We start from the raw sequence: 19,655 nt of genomic DNA, 5'->3' as shown, positions 1-19,655 counted from the left end.
TATGCATAACCCTTGCGCGGTGATCCCGGTTTATAACCACGAAACCGCGATCACCACGGTGGTCGACGCTTTGCTCGCGCAAGGCCTGCCGTGCATTCTGGTGGACGACGCCAGCACGACATCTTGCGCCAGAGTGCTCGACGCACTGGCCGAGCGTGACAACGTGCATCTCGTCCGTCTCACCGCCAATCAGGGCAAGGGCGGCGCGGTAATGACCGGTTTGCGCGAAGCTTCGCTGTTGGGTTTCAGCCACGCATTGCAGGTCGATGCCGACGGTCAGCACGACTTGCACGACGTGGCGCGTTTCGTCGAGGAATCCCGTGCGCATCCCGAGGCGATGATCTGCGGTTATCCGCTGTTCGACGAGAGTGTGCCGAAAGGCCGTTTGTACGCGCGCTACCTGACCCACGTGATGGTCTGGATCAACACGCTGTCGCTGCAGATCCGCGATTCGATGTGCGGGTTTCGCGTCTATCCGCTGGCCCCGACGCTGGCGGTGATCGACTCGGCGAAAGTCGGCAAACGCATGGATTTCGACTCGGACATTCTCGTGCGCCTGTCGTGGCGCAATCAGCCGATGCGCTGGCTGCAAACCAGCGTGCACTACCCGCTGGACGGTGTGTCGCACTTCCGTCTGTTCCACGACAACGCACTGATTTCCAGCATGCACACACGGCTGTTTCTCGGCATGTTGCTGCGCTTTCCGCTAATCCTCTGGCGGCGGTGGCGCGCATGACCAGCGAGACTGACAAGAAGCACTGGGCTGACCGCGAGGAACGCGGCAGTTTCCTGCTGATGAAATTCACCGCGCTCGCCGCCAAGGTCCTTGGCCGACGCCTGCTCAGCCCATTGCTGTACGGCATCGTTCTGTACTTTTTCCTGTTCGGCCGCACCGCACGGCGCAGTGCCTGGCAATACCAGCAACGCCTGGCCGCATGGAGTCAGCGCGACGCGTTGCGCCCGACGCATTGGCGCGTGTTCGGTCAGTTCATGGCCTTCGCCGACTCGATGCTCGACAAGCTTGACGTGTGGAACGGCAAGCTGCGTATCGAACAAATCGAAATCATCGACCCGGCGCTGCTGCGCAATCAGTTACGCGGCAGTCGCGGGCAACTGCTGGTCGGCGCTCACCTGGGCAATCTCGAAGTCTGTCGCGCACTGGCGGAGATCGGCGAAAAGGTCACGATGAATGTGCTGGTGCACACCAAGCACGCCGAGCAATTCAACCGTTTGCTGGGCGAGGCCGGGGCGACCAATCTGCGCCTGATTCAGGTCAGCGAACTCGACCCGGTGATCATGCTGCAACTGCATGAACGGCTGGAGCGCGGCGAGTGGCTGGCGATTGCCGGCGACCGCGTGCCGCTGCACGGCGGGCGTAGCGTGACCGTCGATTTCCTCGGCCATCCGGCGCCATTCCCGCAAGGCCCTTGGTTGCTCGCCGGTCTGCTGAAATGCCCGGTCAACCTGTTGATGTGCCTGAAACAGCCGGACGGTCACTATCGCCTGACTCTCGAACCCTTTGCCGATGCCGTGGTGTGGAAGCGCAGCGAGCGCGAGCAGGTCATTCATCAGTGGGCCACCCGCTATGCGCAACGCCTGAGTCACTATTGCCTCGAAGCGCCGCAACAATGGTTCAACTTTTACCCTTTCTGGAAAACCGATGACGACGCCAACCCATGAGCCGGTAACCTTCGGCGAACGCCCTTTGCGCATCGAAGACGTGCTGGCCCTGGCCAACCGTCAGGCGCCCGTGCAGTTGCAGAGCGACGCCGACTATCGCGAGCGCATCGCCAAGGGCGCGCGGTTCCTTGATTCGCTGCTGGACAAGGAAGGGGTGATCTACGGCGTCACCACCGGTTACGGCGACTCCTGCGTGGTCGCGGTGCCGTTGCATCACGTTGAAGCATTGCCGCGTCACCTCTACACCTTCCACGGTTGCGGGTTGGGCAAGCTGCTTGATGCGCAAGCCACTCGCGCGGTGCTCGCGGCACGTTTGCAGTCGTTGTGCCACGGCGTCTCCGGGGTACGCGTGGAACTGCTGGAGCGTCTGCACGCGTTTCTCGAATACGACATCCTGCCGCTGATTCCCGAAGAAGGCTCGGTCGGTGCCAGCGGCGATCTGACGCCGCTGTCCTACGTCGCCGCGACCTTGTCCGGCGAGCGTGAAGTGATGTTTCGAGGTGAGCGCCGTCAGGCTGCCGATGTGCATCGCGAACTGGGCTGGACACCTTTGGTGCTGCGCCCGAAAGAAGCACTGGCACTGATGAACGGCACCGCGGTGATGACCGGCCTCGCCTGCCTGGCCTTCGCCCGCGCTGACTATCTGCTGCAACTGGCCACGCGCATCACCGCGCTCAACGTGGTCGCGCTGCAAGGCAACCCGGAGCACTTCGACGAGCGCCTGTTCGCCGCCAAACCGCATCCTGGGCAAATGCAGGTCGCCGCGTGGCTGCGCAAGGATCTGGCCATCGACGCGCCGACCGCGCCACTGCATCGCCTGCAGGATCGCTATTCGCTGCGCTGCGCACCACACGTGCTCGGCGTGTTGGCCGACAGCCTGAACTGGCTGCGTTCGTTCATCGAGACCGAACTGAACAGCGCCAACGACAACCCGATCATCGACGCCGAAGCCGAGCGCGTGTTGCACGGCGGGCACTTCTACGGCGGCCATATCGCGTTCGCCATGGACAGCCTGAAAAACCTCGTGGCCAACGTTGCTGACCTGCTCGATCGGCAGCTCGCCTTGCTGGTGGACGAACGTTACAACCACGGTCTGCCGAGCAACCTCTCCGGTGCTCCGGCGGATCGCGCGATGATCAACCATGGTTTCAAAGCCGTGCAGATCGGCACCAGCGCGTGGACCGCCGAAGCGCTGAAAAACACCATGCCGGCCAGCGTCTTCTCACGTTCCACCGAGTGCCACAACCAGGACAAGGTGAGCATGGGCACCATCGCCGCCCGCGATGCAATTCGTGTGCTGGAGCTGACCGAACAGGTCGCCGCCGCCACCCTGCTGGCCGCCAATCAAGGCGTATGGTTGCGCGCTCAGGCTGAAGACGCGCGACCGCTGCCACCGTCACTGGCGGCAATGCACGAAGAACTCGCCAAGGACTTCCCGCCGGTGATCGAAGACCGAGCCCTGGAAGGCGAATTGCGCCTGTGCCTGCAACGCATCGCCGCGCAACACTGGAGGCTGCATGCGTAGCGCCGGAGTGCTCCACGCCGACACCGAAATCCTCGTGCCGTTTTTTGACGTCGACACCATGCACGTGGTTTGGCACGGCCATTACGTCAAATACCTCGAAGTGGCGCGTTGCGCGTTGCTGGACAAGATCGGCCACAACTACACGCAGATGCTCGAATCCGGGTTCGCCTGGCCGATCATCGACCTGCAACTGCGCTATGTGCGCGGCGCAGTGTTCGGTCAACGGCTGAATGTGCGCGCCAGTCTGGTCGAGTGGGAAAACCGGCTGAAGATCAATTACCTGATCACCGACCTGCACAGCGGCGAGCGCCTGACCCGCGCCAGCTCGGTGCAGGTCGCCGTTGAAGTGAGCAGTCGCGAGATGCAGCTGGCTTCGCCGAAGGTCTTCACCAATGCCGTGGAAAGGATGCTGCGATGAATGTATTTGTTAAAAGGCTGAGCGTGTTGGCGCTGCTGACGCTGTCGGCGCTGGCCAACGCCTTCGACCTGCAACAACTCAGCGCACAACTGGCGAAACCGGAGGTGATCCACGGCCAGTTCACACAGGAAAAACACCTGCGTGCATTACCGCAGCCGCTGATCAGCAAGGGCAGTTTTGTTCTCGCCAAAAATCACGGTCTGCTCTGGTTGCTGAAAACCCCGCTGCAGCAGGACTACCGCATCAGCACCAAAGGCATCGCCCGCCGCGACGATAACGGCTGGCAATTGCTGCCGAACAAGAGTGCCGGTGCCGAGCAAAACCGTTTGTTCCTCGCCGTGTTGCAAGGTGACAGCAGTGGCCTGCAACGCGACTTCGAACTGGCGTTGAGCGGCGATGCACAGCAGTGGAAACTGACGCTGACCCCGCGCTCGCTGCTGCTCAAGCAAGTGTTCAACCAGATCAACATCGACGGCGGCGCGCTGGTGCAGACCATCGAACTGCTGGAAACCCAAGGCGACAGCACTGTGCTGCGCATGCAGGACAGCAACGCCAGTCAACCGTTGAGCGACGCGGAGCAACATGACTTTGCCGAGTGAACGCAGGCTGCCCTGGCTGTTTCTGATCCTCCTGCTGGCCGTCGTCGCGCTGGCCGGCTGGCAGTGGCGCGACGGTGCGCCGCTGTCGGCGAATTTGATGGAGCTGGTACCCGGCACTAACCCTGACGCTCTCGAACTGCGCGCCGAACAACGCATGCAGGAGCCGCTCAATCGCGAAATGCTGGTGCTGGTCGGCCATGCCGATCGCCAGCAAGCGGTGACTATGGCGCAGACGCTGGGCGAGCAATGGCAGGCCAGCGGGTTGTTCGAGAAAGTGCAGTGGAACCTGCAAGCGGATCTACCGGCCCTGCGCACGCAACTGCTGCAAGGGCGGCTGGCGATGCTCTCGGCGGATGACCGGCAACTGCTGATCGAGCACCCCGACGCGTTCATTCAGCAACGCGTACAAGCCCTGTTCGACCCGTTCAGCGGTTTCAGTCTGGTGCCGAGTCAGGACGACTGGCTGGGCCTGACCGGGCGCATTCAGAACAGCCAGCCGCAGCACGGTTCGGTGCAACTGGATATCGGCAGCGGCGCGTTGATTGCCGATGCCGACGGCAAGAGCTGGGTGCTGCTGCGCGCACGCACCACCGGCAATGCCTTCGACATGAACCTGCCACTGCAAGTCGCCGCACTGCTGCAACAAAGCCGTGATCAAGCCGCGAAATCCGACGTGCAACTGCTCGCCGCCAGCGGCTTGCTGTACGCGGCCAACGGTCAGCAGCAAGCGACTCGTGAAATGACCTGGGTTGGCGGCGGCGCCACTGTCGGCATTCTGTTGTTGCTGTTGCTCGCTTTCCGCCGCTGGCGCGTGTTGCTGGCGTTCGTGCCGGTACTGGTCGGCATGTTGTTTGGCGCGGTGGCCTGTATGGCGCTGTTCGGCCATATGCATGTGATGACGCTGGTGCTCGGCTCCAGCCTGATCGGCGTGGCGGTGGATTACCCGCTGCACTATTTGTCGAAGAGCTGGAGCCTGAAGCCGTGGCGCAGTTGGCCAGCCTTGCGCCTGACCTTGTCCGGATTGACCCTGAGTCTGATCACCAGCGCCATCGGTTATCTGGCGCTGGCGTGGACGCCGTTCCCGGCACTGACGCAAATCGCCGTGTTCTCTGCCGCCGGCCTGCTCGGCGCGTATTTGTCGGCGGTATGCCTGTTGCCGGCGCTGTTGAAAAACGTCGAACTGCGCCCCGCGCAATGGCCGCTGCGGTTGGCCGAGCGAATGCTCAACCTGCGCGAAAAACTCCTCGAACGCGTACGCACGCCAGTGTTGCTGGCGCTACTGATCGCCTTCTGTGTGGGCGGCCTGGTGCAGCTGCAAAGCAAGAATGACATCCGCCAATGGATCGGCGCACCGCAACATCTGACCGACGAAGCGCAGGCCATCGCGCGCATCACCGGCTATCAGCCGACCAGCCAGTTTTTCCTCGTGCGCGCCGACAATCAGCAGCAACTGCTCGAGCGTCAGGCCGCGCTGAGCGAGCGTCTGCAGCAACTGGTCAACCTCGACAAGCTGCAAGGCTATCTGGCCCTCGATCAACTGGTCAGCCCGCCGAACCAGCAAGAACAGGTGCGCGAGGCTCTGAACAAACTGCCGCAATACTGGCAGCCACTGCTCGACCTCGGTGTACCGCTCGCCGCGCTGCAAAGCGAACTGCAACAGTTGCAGACCGTGCCCGCCGAAGACATCGACGCGGCATTGGCCGGCCCGCTCGGCGAGCCTTATCGCATGCTCTGGCTCGGTCCGAGCGAAGACGGCGTGGCGGCGATGACCAGCCTGCAAGGCTTGAACAACCCGGCGCTGTTGCGCGTGCAAGCGCTGGACTTGCCGGGGGTAATGCTGGTCGATCGCCTCGGGGAATTGAATGAAGTGTTTGCGGCGACGCAGATCAGCGCTGCTGAACTGAAACTCGCTTCCTGCGCATTGATCGTGCTGGTGCTGATGTTGCCGTTCGGTCTCGGCGGGGCGCTGCGTATCGTTGCCCTGCCGTTGCTCGCCGCGTTGTGCAGCCTCGCCAGTCTGGGCTGGCTCGGTCAGCCGCTGACTCTGTTCAGCCTGTTCGGCCTGCTGCTGGTGACGGCAATCAGCGTCGATTACGCGATTCTCATGCGTGAACAAGTCGGTGGCGCGGCGGTGAGCCTGCTCGGCACCTTGCTGGCCGCTGTGACGACGTGGCTGTCGTTTGGTTTGCTGGCGGTGTCCAGCACACCGGCGGTGAGCAATTTCGGCCTGTCGGTGAGCCTCGGTCTGGCCTTCAGCTTCATGCTCGCACCGTGGGCGGGGCGTCACGAACACACCGCGACAGTCGCGGAGCCAGCAGCATGATGGTCGTCGCCTTCTGGTTCATGGCGCTGGCGTTGTTTGCCGTGGCCACCCGCGTTGGACGCCACTTCGGTCTGATTCCGATTGTCAGTCAGTTGCTGCTGGCGAGCTTCGGCTTGCCGCTGCTGATGTACTTCTGGATCGAACCGGGCTGGCAGCTCAGTGGCGCCCAACTGATCGCGCCAGACTGGCTGAAAAACCTCTACAGCCTGAGTTTCGCCTTGCTGCTCGGGCATATCCTCAGCGATGTCATCGACCTGCGCCTGGACCGCCAGAGCGTGAAAATCGCCGTGCCGAGTTTTGCCGTGCCGTTCACTTGCGGCTTGGCGGCGGCTTACTGGCTACTGCCGGCGCAACCGTGGCTCAACGCGCTGGCCGTCGGTCTGGTATTCGCAATCACCGCGATCCCGGTGCTGTACCTGTATTTGCGCCACATCGATTACCCGCCCGCCGCCACCCGGCGTCTGGTGCAAACCGCGATCCTCATCGATCTGACCTGCTGGACGCTGTTCGGCCTGGCGCAGGGCAGCCTGCACTTGAGCAGTTTGCTGTTGCCGCTGGGCCTCGCCTGTGTGCCAGTGTTGCTGCATCTGTTGCGTGTGCGCCGACCGCTGACCTACAGCCTCGGTTTCTTCGCGCTGCTGGTGATGGCCGAGCATTACAAACTCAACGCGCTGATCTTCGGCATCGGTTATCTGCTGTGCATGGCCGCGCTGAAAGTGCCGCTGGTGCTGCCGCTGCCGGCGCGCTGGATGAGCCGCTTGCAAACGTGGATCGCCATTCCTCTGATCCTCACGTTCGGCATCGTCCAGATTGATGTGCACAGCGCACTCGCCAGCCTCGGCGCGGCGCAATGGGCGGCGCTGCTGCTGTTGCCGATTGCCAGTAAACTGCTCGGCAACTGGCTCGGTCTCGGCTGGGCTGGCGCCTCGTTCGAGGGCGCCAGCCGCTGGCGCGAAAGCGTGTTGCTGAACATTCGTGGCCTCAGCGAAATCGTCTTTCTCAATCTGCTCTTGCAACAACAACTCATCACCCCGGCGCTGTACTTCGCGCTGATGTTGATGGGCCTGATCGCGACGCTGCTACCGGCCCTGATCGGCCTGCATCGCGCACCTTTGAATCTGCAACATCCTTTGCCCCGGAGTTCACGTGCCAATCGTTGAAATGGAATCCCGTCAGGTCGTGATCATCGGTGCCGGTCCGTCCGGCGCCATCGCCGCCGCGCTGCTCAAGCGCAAGGGCCACGATGTGCTGGTGATCGAGCGTCAGCATTTTCCGCGCTTTTCCATCGGTGAAAGCCTGCTCAGCCATTGCCTGGATTTCGTCGAAGAAGCCGGCATGCTCGACGCCGTCAACGCCGCCGGCTTCCAGCGCAAGACCGGCGCCGCATTCGCCTGGGGCGAGCGTTACAGCGCCTTCGATTTCGGTGACACCTTTACCGGCGGCAAGCCGACCACGTTCCAGGTGCAACGCGCCGACTTCGACAAACTGCTGGCCGATCAAGCGACATTGCAAGGTGCTGAAATCCGCTACGGCGATGCCATCGTCAGCGTCGATTTCGAGCGGACGAAACCGCAGTTGGATGTGCGCAGCGAGGATGGCAGCGAGTATCGCGTCGAAGCGGATTTCGTCCTCGATGCCAGCGGCTACGGTCGTGTGCTGTCACGCTTGCTGGATCTGGAAGCGCCATCGAATTTCCCGGTGCGTCAGGCGGTGTTCACCCACGTCGAAGATCACATCAACAACCCGGCATTCGACCGCGAAAAAATTCTCGTCACTACCCATCCGGAACATCGCGACATCTGGTTCTGGACGATCCCGTTCAGCAACGGTCGCTGCTCGGTGGGAGTGGTCGCCGCCGAGGAACATTTCAACGGCCGTGACAGCGATCTGGATGCCTGCCTGCGCAGCTTTATCGCCGAGACCCCAAGCCTTGCCGGCGTGCTGAACAATGCTGTGTGGGACACCCCGGCACGCACCCTCGGCGGCTACGCGGCCAATGTGAAAACCCTGCACGGCCCGGGCTTCGCGCTGCTGGGCAACGCGGCGGAATTTCTCGACCCGGTGTTTTCCTCCGGCGTGACCATCGCCATGCGCTCGGCAAGCATGGCCGCGGCAGTGCTGCACCGTCAGTTGCAGGGTGAAACGGTCGACTGGCAAAGCGAATTCGCCGAGCCATTGAAGCGCGGGGTCGACACCTTCCGTTGCTACGTCGAGGGCTGGTACGCCGGCACCTTTCAGGACGTGATTTTCTATGAAGACAGCCAGGCGGAAATCCGTCGGATGATCTGCTCGATCCTCGCCGGTTACGCCTGGGATGAACGCAACCCGTTCGTCAGCGAAGCGCGTCGCCGCTTGAAGATGATTTCCGAACTCTGTGCAAAGGACGCCCCATGAATTACTTGAGCGACAGCTACGTCGAGGAGACCCGTTTCGGTTTCTGGTTCCTGCGCAGCCACACCTGGCAGCACCATGTGTTGCGGGTGGCGATCAATGATCTGCGCGGACTGTTCAGTGAAGTGCCGCCGGAACATCCGGTGTTGCTGGACGCCGGTTGCGGTCAGGGCAAGTCGTTCGGTCATCTGCGCCAGACCTTCGCGCCACAGCGTTTGATCGGCGTTGATGCTGATCCGCACAGCCTTGAATTGAGCGGCGCAGAAGCGACGCGTCTGGAACTGGACGTGGAACTGATCGGCAGCGATTGCGCGACGCTCAATGTGCCGGACGCCAGTGTTGACCTGCTGTTCTGCCACCAGACTTTTCATCATCTGGTCGAGCAGGAAAAGGCCCTGGCCGAGTTTTATCGGGTGCTGAAACCGGGCGGCTATCTGCTGTTCGCCGAGTCCACCGAGGCATACATTGATACGTGGGTGATTCGCTGGCTGTTCCGTCATCCGATGCACGTGCAGAAGAGTGCGGCGCAGTATCTGCAGATGATTCGCGGGCAGGGGTTTGAGTTTGGCGAACGCAATGTTTCCTACCCGTATCTGTGGTGGAGCCGGTCGAAGGATTTTGGTTTGCTGGAGCGGTTTGGCTTACTCAAACCCAAGCCGTTCGGGCAGCGCGAAGAGACGTTGGTGAACGTTGTCGCGCGCAAGCCTCTGGCAGAGGTTTCCTGATGTACACAAATCCTTGTAGGAGTGAGCCTGCTCGCGATAGCGGTGGGTCAGCCAACCTGTATTTTGAATGTGCGACCGCTATCGCGAGCAGGCTCACTCCTACAGTGTCCGCGGTGTGGCGTTTTTTTGTGTTTGGCATGGTGCTTCTGTTGAGTGCCTGCGCCAGCCAGGCCCCGCTGCCTGCGGGCAATCCGACTTTGCCTCTCCCGTTGCAACTGCACATCGAACGCCAGCAAGCCGAACAACGCCAGGACTGGCTGCTGGTGATCCAGCGCGAAGGCCCGGGCATCCGCTGGTCGATGATGGATCCGCTGGGCATTCCCCAGGCACGTCAGCAACTGCTCGACGGCCACTGGCAGGCTGATGGGCTGCTGCCGCCGAACCCGGAAGCCCGCGAGTTGTTTGCTGCGCTGCTGTTCGCCCTGACCCCATCCGGCGAGCTGCTGCGCAATTACCCCACCGCGCAGCAACAGGGCCAGCAACGCTCTCTGCCGGCGCATTGGGACATCCGTTATGCACAACCGTTGAGCTTCGAATTGAACTTGCCTCAAGGCCCGCACTATCGTGTTTCTCCGCTGGGTGAACCGACGCCATGACCGCTTACCTGAATGCCCTCGGGGTGATTTGCGCGCTGGGTCGCGACAAGTCGGAAATCGCCCGCAACCTGTTCGCCGGCGACTGCTCGGGCATGCGCCGCGAGTCTGGCTGGGTGGCGGAACGTGAGTTGCCGGTGGCCGCCGTCCACGGCGAACTGGCGCCGATCCCGGCAGAACTCGCCGATCAGCGCAGTCGAAATAATCAGCTGTTGCTGGAGGCGGCGTTGCAGATTCGCGATGACATTGATCAAGCGATCCAGACCTACGGCCGCGACCGCATCGGTGTCGTGCTCGGCACCAGCACCTCGGGCATCGACGAGGCCAGCCGTGGTCTGGCGCATTACATTCGCGAGCAGCAGTTCCCGGTGGAATACGATTACCGTCAGCAGGAACTCGGCGCGCCCGCAAATTTCCTCGCTGACTGGCTGCAACTGAGCGGCCCGGCCTACGTGATTTCCACCGCTTGCACTTCCAGCGCCCGCGCCTTGATGAGCGCTCAGCGCCTGCTCGATCTGGGCTTGTGCGACGCCGTGCTGTGCGGTGGCGTCGACAGTTTGTGCAAGCTGACGCTTAACGGTTTTTCGTCGCTGGAAGCAGTGTCGGACGAGCGCTGCAATCCGTTCTCGGCCAACCGCAGCGGTATCAACATCGGCGAAGCGGCGGTGCTGTTCGTCATGAGCAAACAGCAAGGCGAAGGCCCGGCCATTGCCCTGCTCGGCGCCGGCGCCAGTTCCGACGCGCATCACATTTCCGCCCCTGAGCCGACCGGGCGCGGCGCGCTGCAAGCAATGCACAAGGCCTTGAACCGCGCGCACCTGCATGCCACGCAAATCAGCTATCTGAACCTGCACGGCACCGCCACTCAACACAACGACGCCATGGAAAGTCTGGCGGTCGCCGAACTGTTTCCCGAGGGCGTCGCCTGTTCATCGACCAAACCGATGACCGGCCACACCCTCGGTGCGGCCGGCGCACTGGAAGCCGCGTTCTGCTGGTTGAGCCTGAGCGCCGACAACCCCGACCACGCCTTGCCGCCACACGTCTGGGACGCTCAGCCCGATCCCGCGCTGCCGCCGCTGAAGTGGGTGACCGCGAGCGAACGCCTGACGTCCATTGCACCCCGCTACCTGATGAGCAACTCGTTTGCCTTCGGCGGCAACAACGTCAGCCTGATTATCGGAGACGCCCCATGACGGCCTGGCCGCTCGCCGAACTGCTGCCCCACGCGGGCGACATGATTCTGATCGACAGCATCCTCAGCTTTGACGAGGAGCAGATTTTCACCCGCCTCACGGTCAAGCCCGAAGGCTTGTTCAGCCTGCCCGACGGCAGCCTGCCGGCATGGGTCGGCGTTGAACTGATGGCACAGAGCGTCGCCGCGTTTGCCGGTTGCCACGCGCGACTCAAAGGCAATCCGGTGGAGCTGGGGTTCCTGCTCGGCACACGCAAGTTCGAGTGCAACGTCGAAGCGTTTGCCGCCGGTAGCGATCTGACCATTCATGGTCTGCGCTCGCTGGAAGACGACAATGGCATGGGCGTATTCGAATGTCATATCCACGGCGCCGGCATCCATGCCAGCGCGCGGCTGAACGTGTTCCGTCCACCCCAGGTCACTCAATATCTGCAACAGACACAGGAGTCGAACCATGACTGAATCCGTACTGGTCACCGGCTCCAGCCGTGGCATCGGCCGCGCCATTGCCTTGCGTCTGGCGCAGGCCGGGCACGATATCGTCCTGCATTGCCGCAGCGGCGTGACCGAAGCGCAAAGCGTTCAGGCTGAAATCGAAGCCTTGGGGCGCAAAGCGCGGATCCTGCAATTCGACGTTGCCGATCGCGAAACCTGCAAAACCATCCTGGAAGCCGACGTCGAAAGCCACGGCGCCTATTACGGCGTGGTGCTCAATGCCGGCCTGACCCGCGACGGTGCCTTTCCGGCGCTGAGCGACGACGATTGGGACGTAGTTTTACGCACCAACCTCGACGGTTTCTACAACGTTCTGCACCCGGTGATGATGCCGATGATCCGCCGTCGCGCCGCGGGTCGCATTGTCTGCATCACCTCGGTGTCGGGGCTGATCGGCAACCGTGGCCAAGTCAACTACAGCGCTTCCAAGGCCGGGGTGATCGGCGCGGCAAAGGCGTTGGCGATCGAGCTGGGCAAGCGCAAAATCACCGTTAACTGCGTCGCGCCGGGCCTGATCGACACGGCGATGCTCGACGAAAACGTGCCGGTGGAAGAATTGATGAAAATGATCCCCGCACAACGCATGGGCACCCCGGAAGAGGTCGCCAGTGCGGTGAATTTCCTGATGTCGGCGGAAGCCTCGTACATCACCCGCCAGGTCCTGGCGGTCAACGGAGGCTTGTGCTGATGAAGCGCGTCGTCGTCACCGGCATGGCCGGCATCACCTCGCTGGGCAGCGACTGGGAGACCATCGCCGGCAATTTCGCAGCCAACCGCAGCGGCATCCGCCGGATGGACGAGTGGGATCGTTTCAGCGAACTCAACACGCGCCTGGCCGGGCCGATCGATGACTTTGCAGTGCCTGCGCACTGGACGCGCAAGCAACTGCGCAGCATGGGCCGGGTGTCGCGGCTGGCGGTTCGGGCGGCAGAAAACGCCCTGGCTGACGCCGGTTTGCTCGGTGACGAATCGATCAAGGATGGGCGGATGGGCGTCGCTTGCGGCTCGTCCACCGGCAGCACCGACGAGATCAAAGCGTTCGGCAACATGCTGCTCAACTCGGTCGCCGAAGGCCTCAATGCCAACTCCTACGTGCGGATGATGCCGCACACCACCGCCGCCAACATCAGCATCTTCTTTGGCCTGACCGGTCGTTTGATCCCGACGTCCAGCGCCTGCACCAGCGGCAGTCAGGGTATCGGTTACGCCTACGAGGCGATCAAGTTCGGGCGTCTGCCGTTGATGCTCGCCGGCGGCGCCGAAGAGCTGTGCCCGACCGAGGCCATGGTCTTCGATGCGCTCTACGCCACCAGCCTGAAAAACGATGCGCCACAGACCAGTCCACGCCCGTACGACAAGGGCCGCGATGGTCTGGTGATCGGTGAAGGTGGCGGCATGCTCGTGCTCGAAGAGCTGGAACACGCCCTCGCCCGTGGTGCGCACATCCACGCCGAGATCGTCGGCTTCGGCAGCAACGCCGACGGCCAGCACACCACGCGCCCGGAACAAGTGACCATGCGTCGTGCAATGGAACTGGCGCTGGAAGACGCCGGCCTGACGCCGGACGCCATCGGTTACGTCAATGGCCACGGCACCGCTACAGAACAGGGCGACATTGCCGAAACACTGGCAACCAGCAGTTTGTTCGGTGAACGCATGCCGATCAGTTCGCAGAAGAGCTTCCTCGGCCACACCCTTGGCGCCTGCGGCGCGCTGGAGTCGTGGTTCAGCATCGAGATGATGAATCGCGACCTGTACGTGCACACGTTCAACCTCGACGAGGTCGATCCGCACTGCGGCAAACTCGATTACCTGCGTGGTGAATTCCGCCAGATGCATCACGACTACGTGATGAACAACAATTTCGCTTTTGGTGGCGTCAACACCTCGTTGATTTTCCGCCGCTGGCACTGACCGCAACACCTTTGGAGTGAAGGGAATGACTCAGTTTCACCGCATCGCCGCTCTGTTGGCACTGGCTTTTGTGCTCGGCGGTTGCACCAGCAAACCGGTTTACAACGCCAAGGAAGAGTTCTCGCCCAACCTCGGTTTCACCCAGCAACAGATGAGCCGCGCCATCGTCACTGCGCTGAACGATCGCCAATGGGTCGTGCAATCGGTACGTCCGGGCATGATCAAAGCGGCGATCACCGTGCGCGGTCGCCATCACGCCGAAGTCGATATTCCGTTCACCCCGACCTCGTTCGAAATCGACTACCGCAGCAGCTACGGCCTCGACGCCAAGGACGGCAAGATCCACGGCAACTACAACCGCTGGGTCAACCGCCTGCGCGACAACGTGCTCAAAGAGCTGTCGATCAACCCGGACATCGAAGCCGTCAACAACCTCGGCATCATCAAACAGGGTGCCGACGAGCCGACTTACCTGAGCTTCCGTGAAGGCGTCAAACGCGCCACCGATGCCGGCCTGCTCGACGGCAGCGTGAAGTTCTACCTGGCCGGCGAAACCCTGCCCAAACAGGTACGCAAACTCGACACCGTGAGCAGCAGCCGCAAGACCAACGGCTCGAACAAATCCGACGAGGACGCCTGCTTCTGGGCCCTGCAATCGGCGCTGGCCACCCTGCAGAACGCTGCGAAAAAAGCTGACGCCAATGCGGTGATCAACATCGCCAGCGTCGACCAGCGTGATCTGTACAAAGACACCGAAAAATTCCAGTGCCGTGCCGGGCTGGTGGTGTCGAGTGTGGCGTTGCGCGGGGACTTGGCGCACGTGGATTGATGGGATTGTAGAAACGACAAAGGGCGCCATTCGGCGCCCTTTGTCATTCAGCCCGGATCAAGTACTGGCGTGTAACTTCAATCCTAACGCCTTCACCACTTTCAGGATTGTTCCGAACTCGGGGTTTCCTTCACCTGATAGTGCGCGGTAGAGGCTCTCTCGGGACAACCCTGCGTCACGTGCGACCTGAGTCATGCCTCGCGCTCTCGCTATGGTGCCAAGTGCCTTGGCGATAAAAGCCGGGTCATCTCCAGCCTCCTCCATGCAGGCGTCCAGATAGTTAGCCATGTCCTCTTCTGTCTTGAGGTACTCGGCTGAGTCCCAACGAGTGAATTTTTCGGTCATGGGTTTTGCTCCTGCCAGGACTCCGCGATGAGCCTGGCTTGCTTGATGTCTCGGGGTTGGCTGCTCTTGTCTCCGCCGCAAAGGAGGATGACCACTTGCCGACCTTGTTGCATGAAATAGACTCGATATCCGGGGCCATAGTCAATTCTGACTTCGCTGAGCCCTTCACCGATAGCTTTGACATCGCCAAAATTTCCGTCAGCCATACGATCAATTCGCACCTGAATACGCATCCTGGCGCGACTATCAGCCAACTTTAAAAGCCAGCTGGAAAATGTGGAACTTCGAAGAATCTCAGTCATCGCCGAAGTGTAGCCTTTGAGCTACACACACTCCACACTCTTTTCTCTGTAGCAGATGTACGGTGTCTACACTCTTTGAATCAGCGAATGTTCATCGCTACGTCAAGGAGATGACCATGCAAGTGAAAGCCCTGATCGCCGCTGCGCTTTTCGCGCTACTGCCCAGCGCCAGCCACGCCACCAACCTGATGTATATGCCCTTCGAAACCGTGCTGTCGGACGCCATTCGCGCCGGACGGCTGGATGGCAGTGTGAAGTTCTATCTGCTCGGTAATGGGCCGCAGGGGACTCAGCAGTTGTTGCGCAGCGGGGTCGTCAGTGATTTGAAGACCAACGGCTTCAACAAGAGTGACCACAACTCCTGCGAGTGGGTGTTGCAGTCGAATCTGATCAAGTTGCAGGCCGATGCCAAAAGGGTCGGGGCGAATGCGGTGGTCAATATCGTCAGTTACTACGACCAGCATGTGCGCAAGGATTTGAATACGTATGAATGCCGGGCAGGGATTTTTGTCACGCGGGTGGCGTTGAAGGGGGATTTGGTGCGGTTGCCCTGAAATCTGTGATGTTTGGGCCGACGCCTTCGCGAGCAGGCTCGCTCCCACCTTGGAATGCGTTCCCCTGTGGGAGTGAGCCTGCTCGCGATTTGATTGCGCAGCAATCACGCCTTTGAAGGTTCGACTTTGCGCGTGAGCAAATCTACGAAAGCCTTGGCCATCGGCGATTTCTGATCCTTGCGCTGCACCAGCCACACCGCCGACACCGCTTCCGGATCGAGCAACGGTCGGTAGACCACGCCGTCGATACGCATCCGCTGATAGGACGCCGGCAACACCGAAACCCCCAACCCCGCTGCGACCAGACCGATGATGGTCATCGCCTCCCCCGCCTCTTGGGCGAAGTGCGGGCTGAACCCGGCATCGCGCGCCAGACTCAGCAATTGCGCATACAGCCCGCTGCCGTAGCTGCGCGGAAAGAACACAAACGGCTCCAGCGCCAGCGCCGAGAGGAACAGCCCTTCTTCACTGCCTTGCGCCAATGGATGCTTGGAACCGAGCACGGCGACCAGCGGCTCACGCATCAACTCCACCACACTCAGCGAATCCGGCAAACCCAGCGGGCGCATGATGCCAACCTCGATCGACTCATCCACCAGGCCCTCGGCAACTTGCGTGCTACTCATCTCGCGAAGGTTGAGGTGCACCGCCGGAAAGCGCTGACGAAAGGCAAAGATTGCCTGGGGAATAGTTGAGTTGAACGGTGCCGACGAGGTGAAACCAATCTTCAACTCGCCCAGTTCACCGAGCTGCGCACGCCGGGCGACGTCCGCCGCTTTGTCGACCTGCGCCAGCACCAGCCGCGCCTCTTCGAGAAACAACCGCCCGGCCTCACTCAGCTCGACCCGACGATTGGTCCGTTCAAACAGCCGCGCGCCAACCTCTTGCTCCAGCGCCTGAATCTGCTGGCTCAGCGGTGGCTGAGAAATCCCCAGCACCTGTGCGGCGCGGCCAAAATGCAGCTCTTCGGCGACGGCGATGAAGTAGCGCAGATGACGCAATTCCATGGAAACCCCATTAGGTCGTTAAAGCTATCAAACAGGTCGAACAATATATTGGATAGAAACATTAGCCAGCTATATGATTTTTTCATTGCCTGCCTGGCCGTGCCCTCCGAGGTCTGAAGTGAAAACTGCTGTCGCGCCCCTTGCCCATGAAGTCCCGCCTGCTGCGGCGGACGATGTCGTCGCCGAGCTGCAAGAGATCTACATCGAAAAAGGCACGCCGATGTTCATGCGCACGGTGCTGGCGCTGTTCAGCGGCGGCTTCGCGACGTTTGCCCTGCTCTACTGCGTGCAGCCGATGATGCCGCTGCTGTCCCACGAGTACGGGATCAATGCGGCGCAGAGCAGCCTGATCCTCTCGGTGGCCACCGGCATGCTCGCCATCGGCCTGTTGATCACCGGGCCGATCTCTGATCGGGTCGGGCGCAAACCGGTGATGGTGACTGCTCTTTTCGCAGCGGCGCTGTGCACCATGGCCAGCGCGATGATGCCGAGTTGGGAAGGCGTGCTGATCATGCGTGCGCTGATCGGACTGTCGCTGAGCGGGCTGGCGGCGGTGGCAATGACCTATCTGAGTGAAGAGATCCATCCGCAACACATCGGTCTGGCGATGGGTTTATACATCGGCGGCAACGCGATTGGCGGGATGAGCGGGCGCTTGATCACCGGTGTGTTGATCGACTTCGTCAGCTGGCACACGGCGATGCTGGTGATCGGCAGTCTGGCGATGATCGCGGCGGCGGTGTTCTGGAAAATTCTCCCGGAGTCGCGCAATTTCCGCTCGCGCTCGCTGCACCCGCGCAGTTTGCTCGACGGTTTCGCCATGCACTTTCGTGATGCCGGTCTGCCGCTGCTGTTTCTTGAGGCGTTCGTGCTGATGGGCGCGTTTGTCACGCTGTTCAACTACATCGGTTATCGCTTGCTGGCTGCGCCGTACAACCTCGATCAGGTGTTCGTGGGCTTGCTGTCGGTGGTGTATCTGTCGGGGATCTACAGCTCGGCGAAGATTGGTTCGCTGGCGGACAAACTGGGGCGACGCAAAGTGCTGTGGGCGACGATTGCGCTGATGTTCGCCGGACTGGCGTTGACCATGTTTACGCCGCTGTTGCTGGTGATTGTCGGCATGTTGATTTTCACCTTTGGCTTTTTTGGCGCGCACTCGGTGGCGAGCAGCTGGATTGGTCGGCGGGCGACCAAGGCCAAGGGGCAGGCGTCATCGTTGTACCTGTTCAGTTATTACGCCGGGTCGAGCATTGCCGGCACGGCGGGCGGGGTGTTCTGGCATCTTGGCGGCTGGAACGGGATTGGGTTGTTTATTGGTGCGCTGTTGCTGATCGCGCTGCTGGTGGCGTTGAAGCTGGCAAAACTGCCGCCGTTGCAAGGTGTTAAGGCCTGACGCGTAACCCATGTAGGAGTGAGCCTGCTCGCGATAGCGGTGAGTCAGCCAGTACATTCAGCGACTGACTCACCGCTATCGCGAGCAGGCTCACTCCTACAATAGGTCCGCGGCCGACATTGAATCGTGCAAACAAAAACGCCCGGCATTTAGCCGGGCGTTTTTTATGATGTGGCGATCACTCGTGATACTGCGCCGACAGCTCATGCACCGCACGCAGGAACGCACCCGCATGCTCCGGATCAACCTCTGGCGTGATGCCATGACCCAGATTGAACACGTGCCCGCTGCCCTTGCCGTAGCTGGCCAGAATGCGTCCGACTTCAGTGCGGATCGCTTCCGGTTTGGCGTAGAGCACGGTCGGGTCCATGTTGCCTTGCAGCGCAACCTTGTCGCCAACGCGGGCGCGGGCGTTACCGATGTCGCAAGTCCAGTCCAGGCCCAGTGCATCCGCGCCGGCGTCGGCGATGCTTTCCAGCCACAGGCCGCCGTTTTTGGTGAAGAGGATCACCGGTACTTTGCGCCCGTCGTGTTCGCGGATCAGGCCGCTGACGATTTTCTTCATGTAAGCCAGCGAGAACTCCTGATACGCCGCCGCCGACAGGTTGCCGCCCCAGGTATCGAAGATCTGCACCGCTTGCGCGCCGGCCATGATCTGACCGTTGAGGTACGAGGTCACCGACTGCGCCAGTTTATCCAGCAGCAGGTGCATGGCTTGCGGGTTGTCGTAGAGCATCGCTTTGGTCTTGCGGAAGTCTTTCGACGAGCCGCCTTCAACCATGTAGGTCGCCAGGGTCCACGGACTGCCGGAGAAACCGATCAGCGGCACACGACCGTTCAGTTCGCGACGGATGGTGCTGACTGCGTCCATCACGTAGCCGAGGTCTTTGTGCGGATCCGGGATTGGCAAGGCTTCGATGTCAGCGAGGGTGCTGACGACTTTCTTGAAGCGCGGACCTTCACCGGTCTCGAAGTACAGGCCCTGGCCCATGGCATCGGGGATGGTGAGGATGTCGGAAAACAGGATCGCCGCGTCCAGTTGTGGATAGCGGTCGAGCGGTTGCATGGTGACTTCGCAGGCGAATTCCGGATTCATGCACAGGCTCATGAAATCACCGGCCTGGGCGCGGCTGGCGCGGTATTCCGGCAGGTAGCGGCCGGCCTGGCGCATCATCCACACCGGGGTGACGTCAACGGGTTGCTTGAGCAGGGCGCGGAGGAAACGGTCGTTCTTCAGGGCAGTCATGTCGGCATCCGGAAAAAAAGTGCGGGCATTTTCTCAGAGCGCGGCGCAAAAGGCACGGATGCAGGTCAGCCTTTTGTCTATCGGGTCAATTTATTGCGCTGGAATGCAGATTTTGCAGCCC

21 protein-coding genes are annotated in these 19,655 nt (G+C 61.4%); 17 read left to right on the top strand and 4 right to left on the bottom strand.

Going from position 1 to position 19,655, the window contains the following annotated elements:
• The first annotated feature begins 1 nt into the window (after position 1).
• The 15 genes from VY732_RS02130 (at position 2) to VY732_RS02060 (ending at position 14,687) form a co-directional block, all read left to right on the top strand.
• The gene (locus tag VY732_RS02130) at positions 2-736 is read left to right on the top strand and encodes a glycosyltransferase family 2 protein (RefSeq protein ID WP_331693669.1); all 735 of its coding nucleotides are present in this window, start codon (positions 2-4) and stop codon (positions 734-736) included.
• Complete coding sequence (locus VY732_RS02125; protein WP_331693667.1) at positions 733-1,680, top strand: LpxL/LpxP family acyltransferase; 948 nt, start codon at positions 733-735, stop codon at positions 1,678-1,680. The genes VY732_RS02130 and VY732_RS02125 overlap by 4 nt, the downstream gene beginning before the upstream one ends.
• Positions 1,661-3,205, top strand: a complete 1,545-nt coding sequence (locus VY732_RS02120) for an HAL/PAL/TAL family ammonia-lyase (protein ID WP_077570462.1) — start codon at positions 1,661-1,663, stop codon at positions 3,203-3,205. The genes VY732_RS02125 and VY732_RS02120 overlap by 20 nt, the downstream gene beginning before the upstream one ends.
• On the top strand, positions 3,198-3,623 hold the full coding sequence (locus VY732_RS02115) for an acyl-CoA thioesterase (protein WP_077570460.1): 426 nt from the start codon (positions 3,198-3,200) through the stop codon (positions 3,621-3,623). Before VY732_RS02120 ends, VY732_RS02115 begins: the two co-directional genes overlap by 8 nt.
• The gene (locus VY732_RS02110) at positions 3,620-4,222 is read left to right on the top strand and encodes an outer membrane lipoprotein carrier protein LolA (RefSeq protein WP_331693666.1); all 603 of its coding nucleotides are present in this window, start codon (positions 3,620-3,622) and stop codon (positions 4,220-4,222) included. The genes VY732_RS02115 and VY732_RS02110 overlap by 4 nt, the downstream gene beginning before the upstream one ends.
• Complete coding sequence (locus VY732_RS02105; protein WP_331693665.1) at positions 4,206-6,545, top strand: MMPL family transporter; 2,340 nt, start codon at positions 4,206-4,208, stop codon at positions 6,543-6,545. The genes VY732_RS02110 and VY732_RS02105 overlap by 17 nt, the downstream gene beginning before the upstream one ends.
• Positions 6,542-7,705, top strand: a complete 1,164-nt coding sequence (locus VY732_RS02100; RefSeq protein ID WP_331693664.1) for a sodium:proton antiporter — start codon at positions 6,542-6,544, stop codon at positions 7,703-7,705. The genes VY732_RS02105 and VY732_RS02100 overlap by 4 nt, the downstream gene beginning before the upstream one ends.
• Positions 7,692-8,939 carry an NAD(P)/FAD-dependent oxidoreductase gene (locus VY732_RS02095; RefSeq protein WP_331693663.1) on the top strand — a complete coding sequence of 416 codons (1,248 nt, stop codon included), beginning with the start codon at positions 7,692-7,694 and terminating at the stop codon, positions 8,937-8,939. The genes VY732_RS02100 and VY732_RS02095 overlap by 14 nt, the downstream gene beginning before the upstream one ends.
• Positions 8,936-9,661, top strand: coding sequence for a class I SAM-dependent methyltransferase (locus tag VY732_RS02090; RefSeq protein WP_116029231.1), 726 nt, complete (start codon positions 8,936-8,938; stop codon positions 9,659-9,661). The genes VY732_RS02095 and VY732_RS02090 overlap by 4 nt, the downstream gene beginning before the upstream one ends.
• Before the next feature lie 137 nt (positions 9,662-9,798).
• On the top strand, positions 9,799-10,257 hold the full coding sequence (locus VY732_RS02085; RefSeq protein ID WP_442968558.1) for a hypothetical protein: 459 nt from the start codon (positions 9,799-9,801) through the stop codon (positions 10,255-10,257).
• Complete coding sequence (locus tag VY732_RS02080) at positions 10,254-11,450, top strand: beta-ketoacyl-[acyl-carrier-protein] synthase family protein (protein ID WP_331693660.1); 1,197 nt, start codon at positions 10,254-10,256, stop codon at positions 11,448-11,450. The genes VY732_RS02085 and VY732_RS02080 overlap by 4 nt, the downstream gene beginning before the upstream one ends.
• On the top strand, positions 11,447-11,911 hold the full coding sequence (locus tag VY732_RS02075; RefSeq protein ID WP_331693659.1) for a hotdog family protein: 465 nt from the start codon (positions 11,447-11,449) through the stop codon (positions 11,909-11,911). Before VY732_RS02080 ends, VY732_RS02075 begins: the two co-directional genes overlap by 4 nt.
• A complete protein-coding gene (fabG, locus tag VY732_RS02070) occupies positions 11,904-12,632 on the top strand; it encodes a 3-oxoacyl-ACP reductase FabG (protein ID WP_331693658.1) in 729 nt (242 codons plus the stop codon). The genes VY732_RS02075 and fabG overlap by 8 nt, the downstream gene beginning before the upstream one ends.
• The gene (locus VY732_RS02065) at positions 12,632-13,858 is read left to right on the top strand and encodes a beta-ketoacyl-ACP synthase (protein ID WP_016983866.1); all 1,227 of its coding nucleotides are present in this window, start codon (positions 12,632-12,634) and stop codon (positions 13,856-13,858) included. The genes fabG and VY732_RS02065 overlap by 1 nt, the downstream gene beginning before the upstream one ends.
• A 25-nt stretch (positions 13,859-13,883) precedes the next feature.
• Positions 13,884-14,687 carry a hypothetical protein gene (locus VY732_RS02060; protein WP_038360091.1) on the top strand — a complete coding sequence of 268 codons (804 nt, stop codon included), beginning with the start codon at positions 13,884-13,886 and terminating at the stop codon, positions 14,685-14,687.
• A gap of 57 nt (positions 14,688-14,744) precedes the next feature.
• Here VY732_RS02060 and VY732_RS02055 read toward each other — a convergent pair whose 3' ends face one another.
• The gene (locus VY732_RS02055; protein WP_038360089.1) at positions 14,745-15,032 is read right to left on the bottom strand and encodes an addiction module antidote protein; all 288 of its coding nucleotides are present in this window, start codon (positions 15,030-15,032) and stop codon (positions 14,745-14,747) included.
• Entirely contained in the window at positions 15,029-15,334 is a 306-nt protein-coding gene (locus VY732_RS02050; protein ID WP_038360087.1) for a type II toxin-antitoxin system RelE/ParE family toxin, read from the bottom strand. The genes VY732_RS02055 and VY732_RS02050 overlap by 4 nt, the downstream gene beginning before the upstream one ends.
• A gap of 116 nt (positions 15,335-15,450) precedes the next feature.
• Here VY732_RS02050 and VY732_RS02045 point away from each other — a divergent pair, with 116 nt between their 5' ends.
• A complete protein-coding gene (locus VY732_RS02045; protein WP_116029238.1) occupies positions 15,451-15,888 on the top strand; it encodes an excinuclease in 438 nt (145 codons plus the stop codon).
• A 104-nt stretch (positions 15,889-15,992) separates the two neighbouring features.
• Here the strand turns inward: VY732_RS02045 and VY732_RS02040 are convergent, their stop codons facing one another.
• Positions 15,993-16,895 (bottom strand): LysR family transcriptional regulator, encoded by a 903-nt coding sequence (locus tag VY732_RS02040; protein ID WP_099757784.1) that lies wholly within the window; start codon positions 16,893-16,895, stop codon positions 15,993-15,995.
• Positions 16,896-17,013: 118 nt separating this feature from the next.
• On the opposite strand from VY732_RS02040, the gene VY732_RS02035 reads away from it, so the two are divergent.
• Positions 17,014-18,288 (top strand): MFS transporter, encoded by a 1,275-nt coding sequence (locus VY732_RS02035; RefSeq protein ID WP_331693656.1) that lies wholly within the window; start codon positions 17,014-17,016, stop codon positions 18,286-18,288.
• Positions 18,289-18,466: 178 nt separating this feature from the next.
• Here VY732_RS02035 and hemE read toward each other — a convergent pair whose 3' ends face one another.
• Positions 18,467-19,534: a uroporphyrinogen decarboxylase gene (hemE, locus tag VY732_RS02030; RefSeq protein WP_016983859.1), complete on the bottom strand. Its 1,068-nt coding sequence runs from the start codon at positions 19,532-19,534 to the stop codon at positions 18,467-18,469.
• Positions 19,535-19,655: the final 121 nt, after the last annotated feature.

The organism is Pseudomonas sp. ZY71, from assembly GCF_036542145.1.
In the GTDB taxonomy this organism is placed as follows: domain Bacteria; phylum Pseudomonadota; class Gammaproteobacteria; order Pseudomonadales; family Pseudomonadaceae; genus Aquipseudomonas; species Aquipseudomonas koreensis_A.
This window is presented reverse-complemented; position numbering and strand designations above follow the sequence as displayed.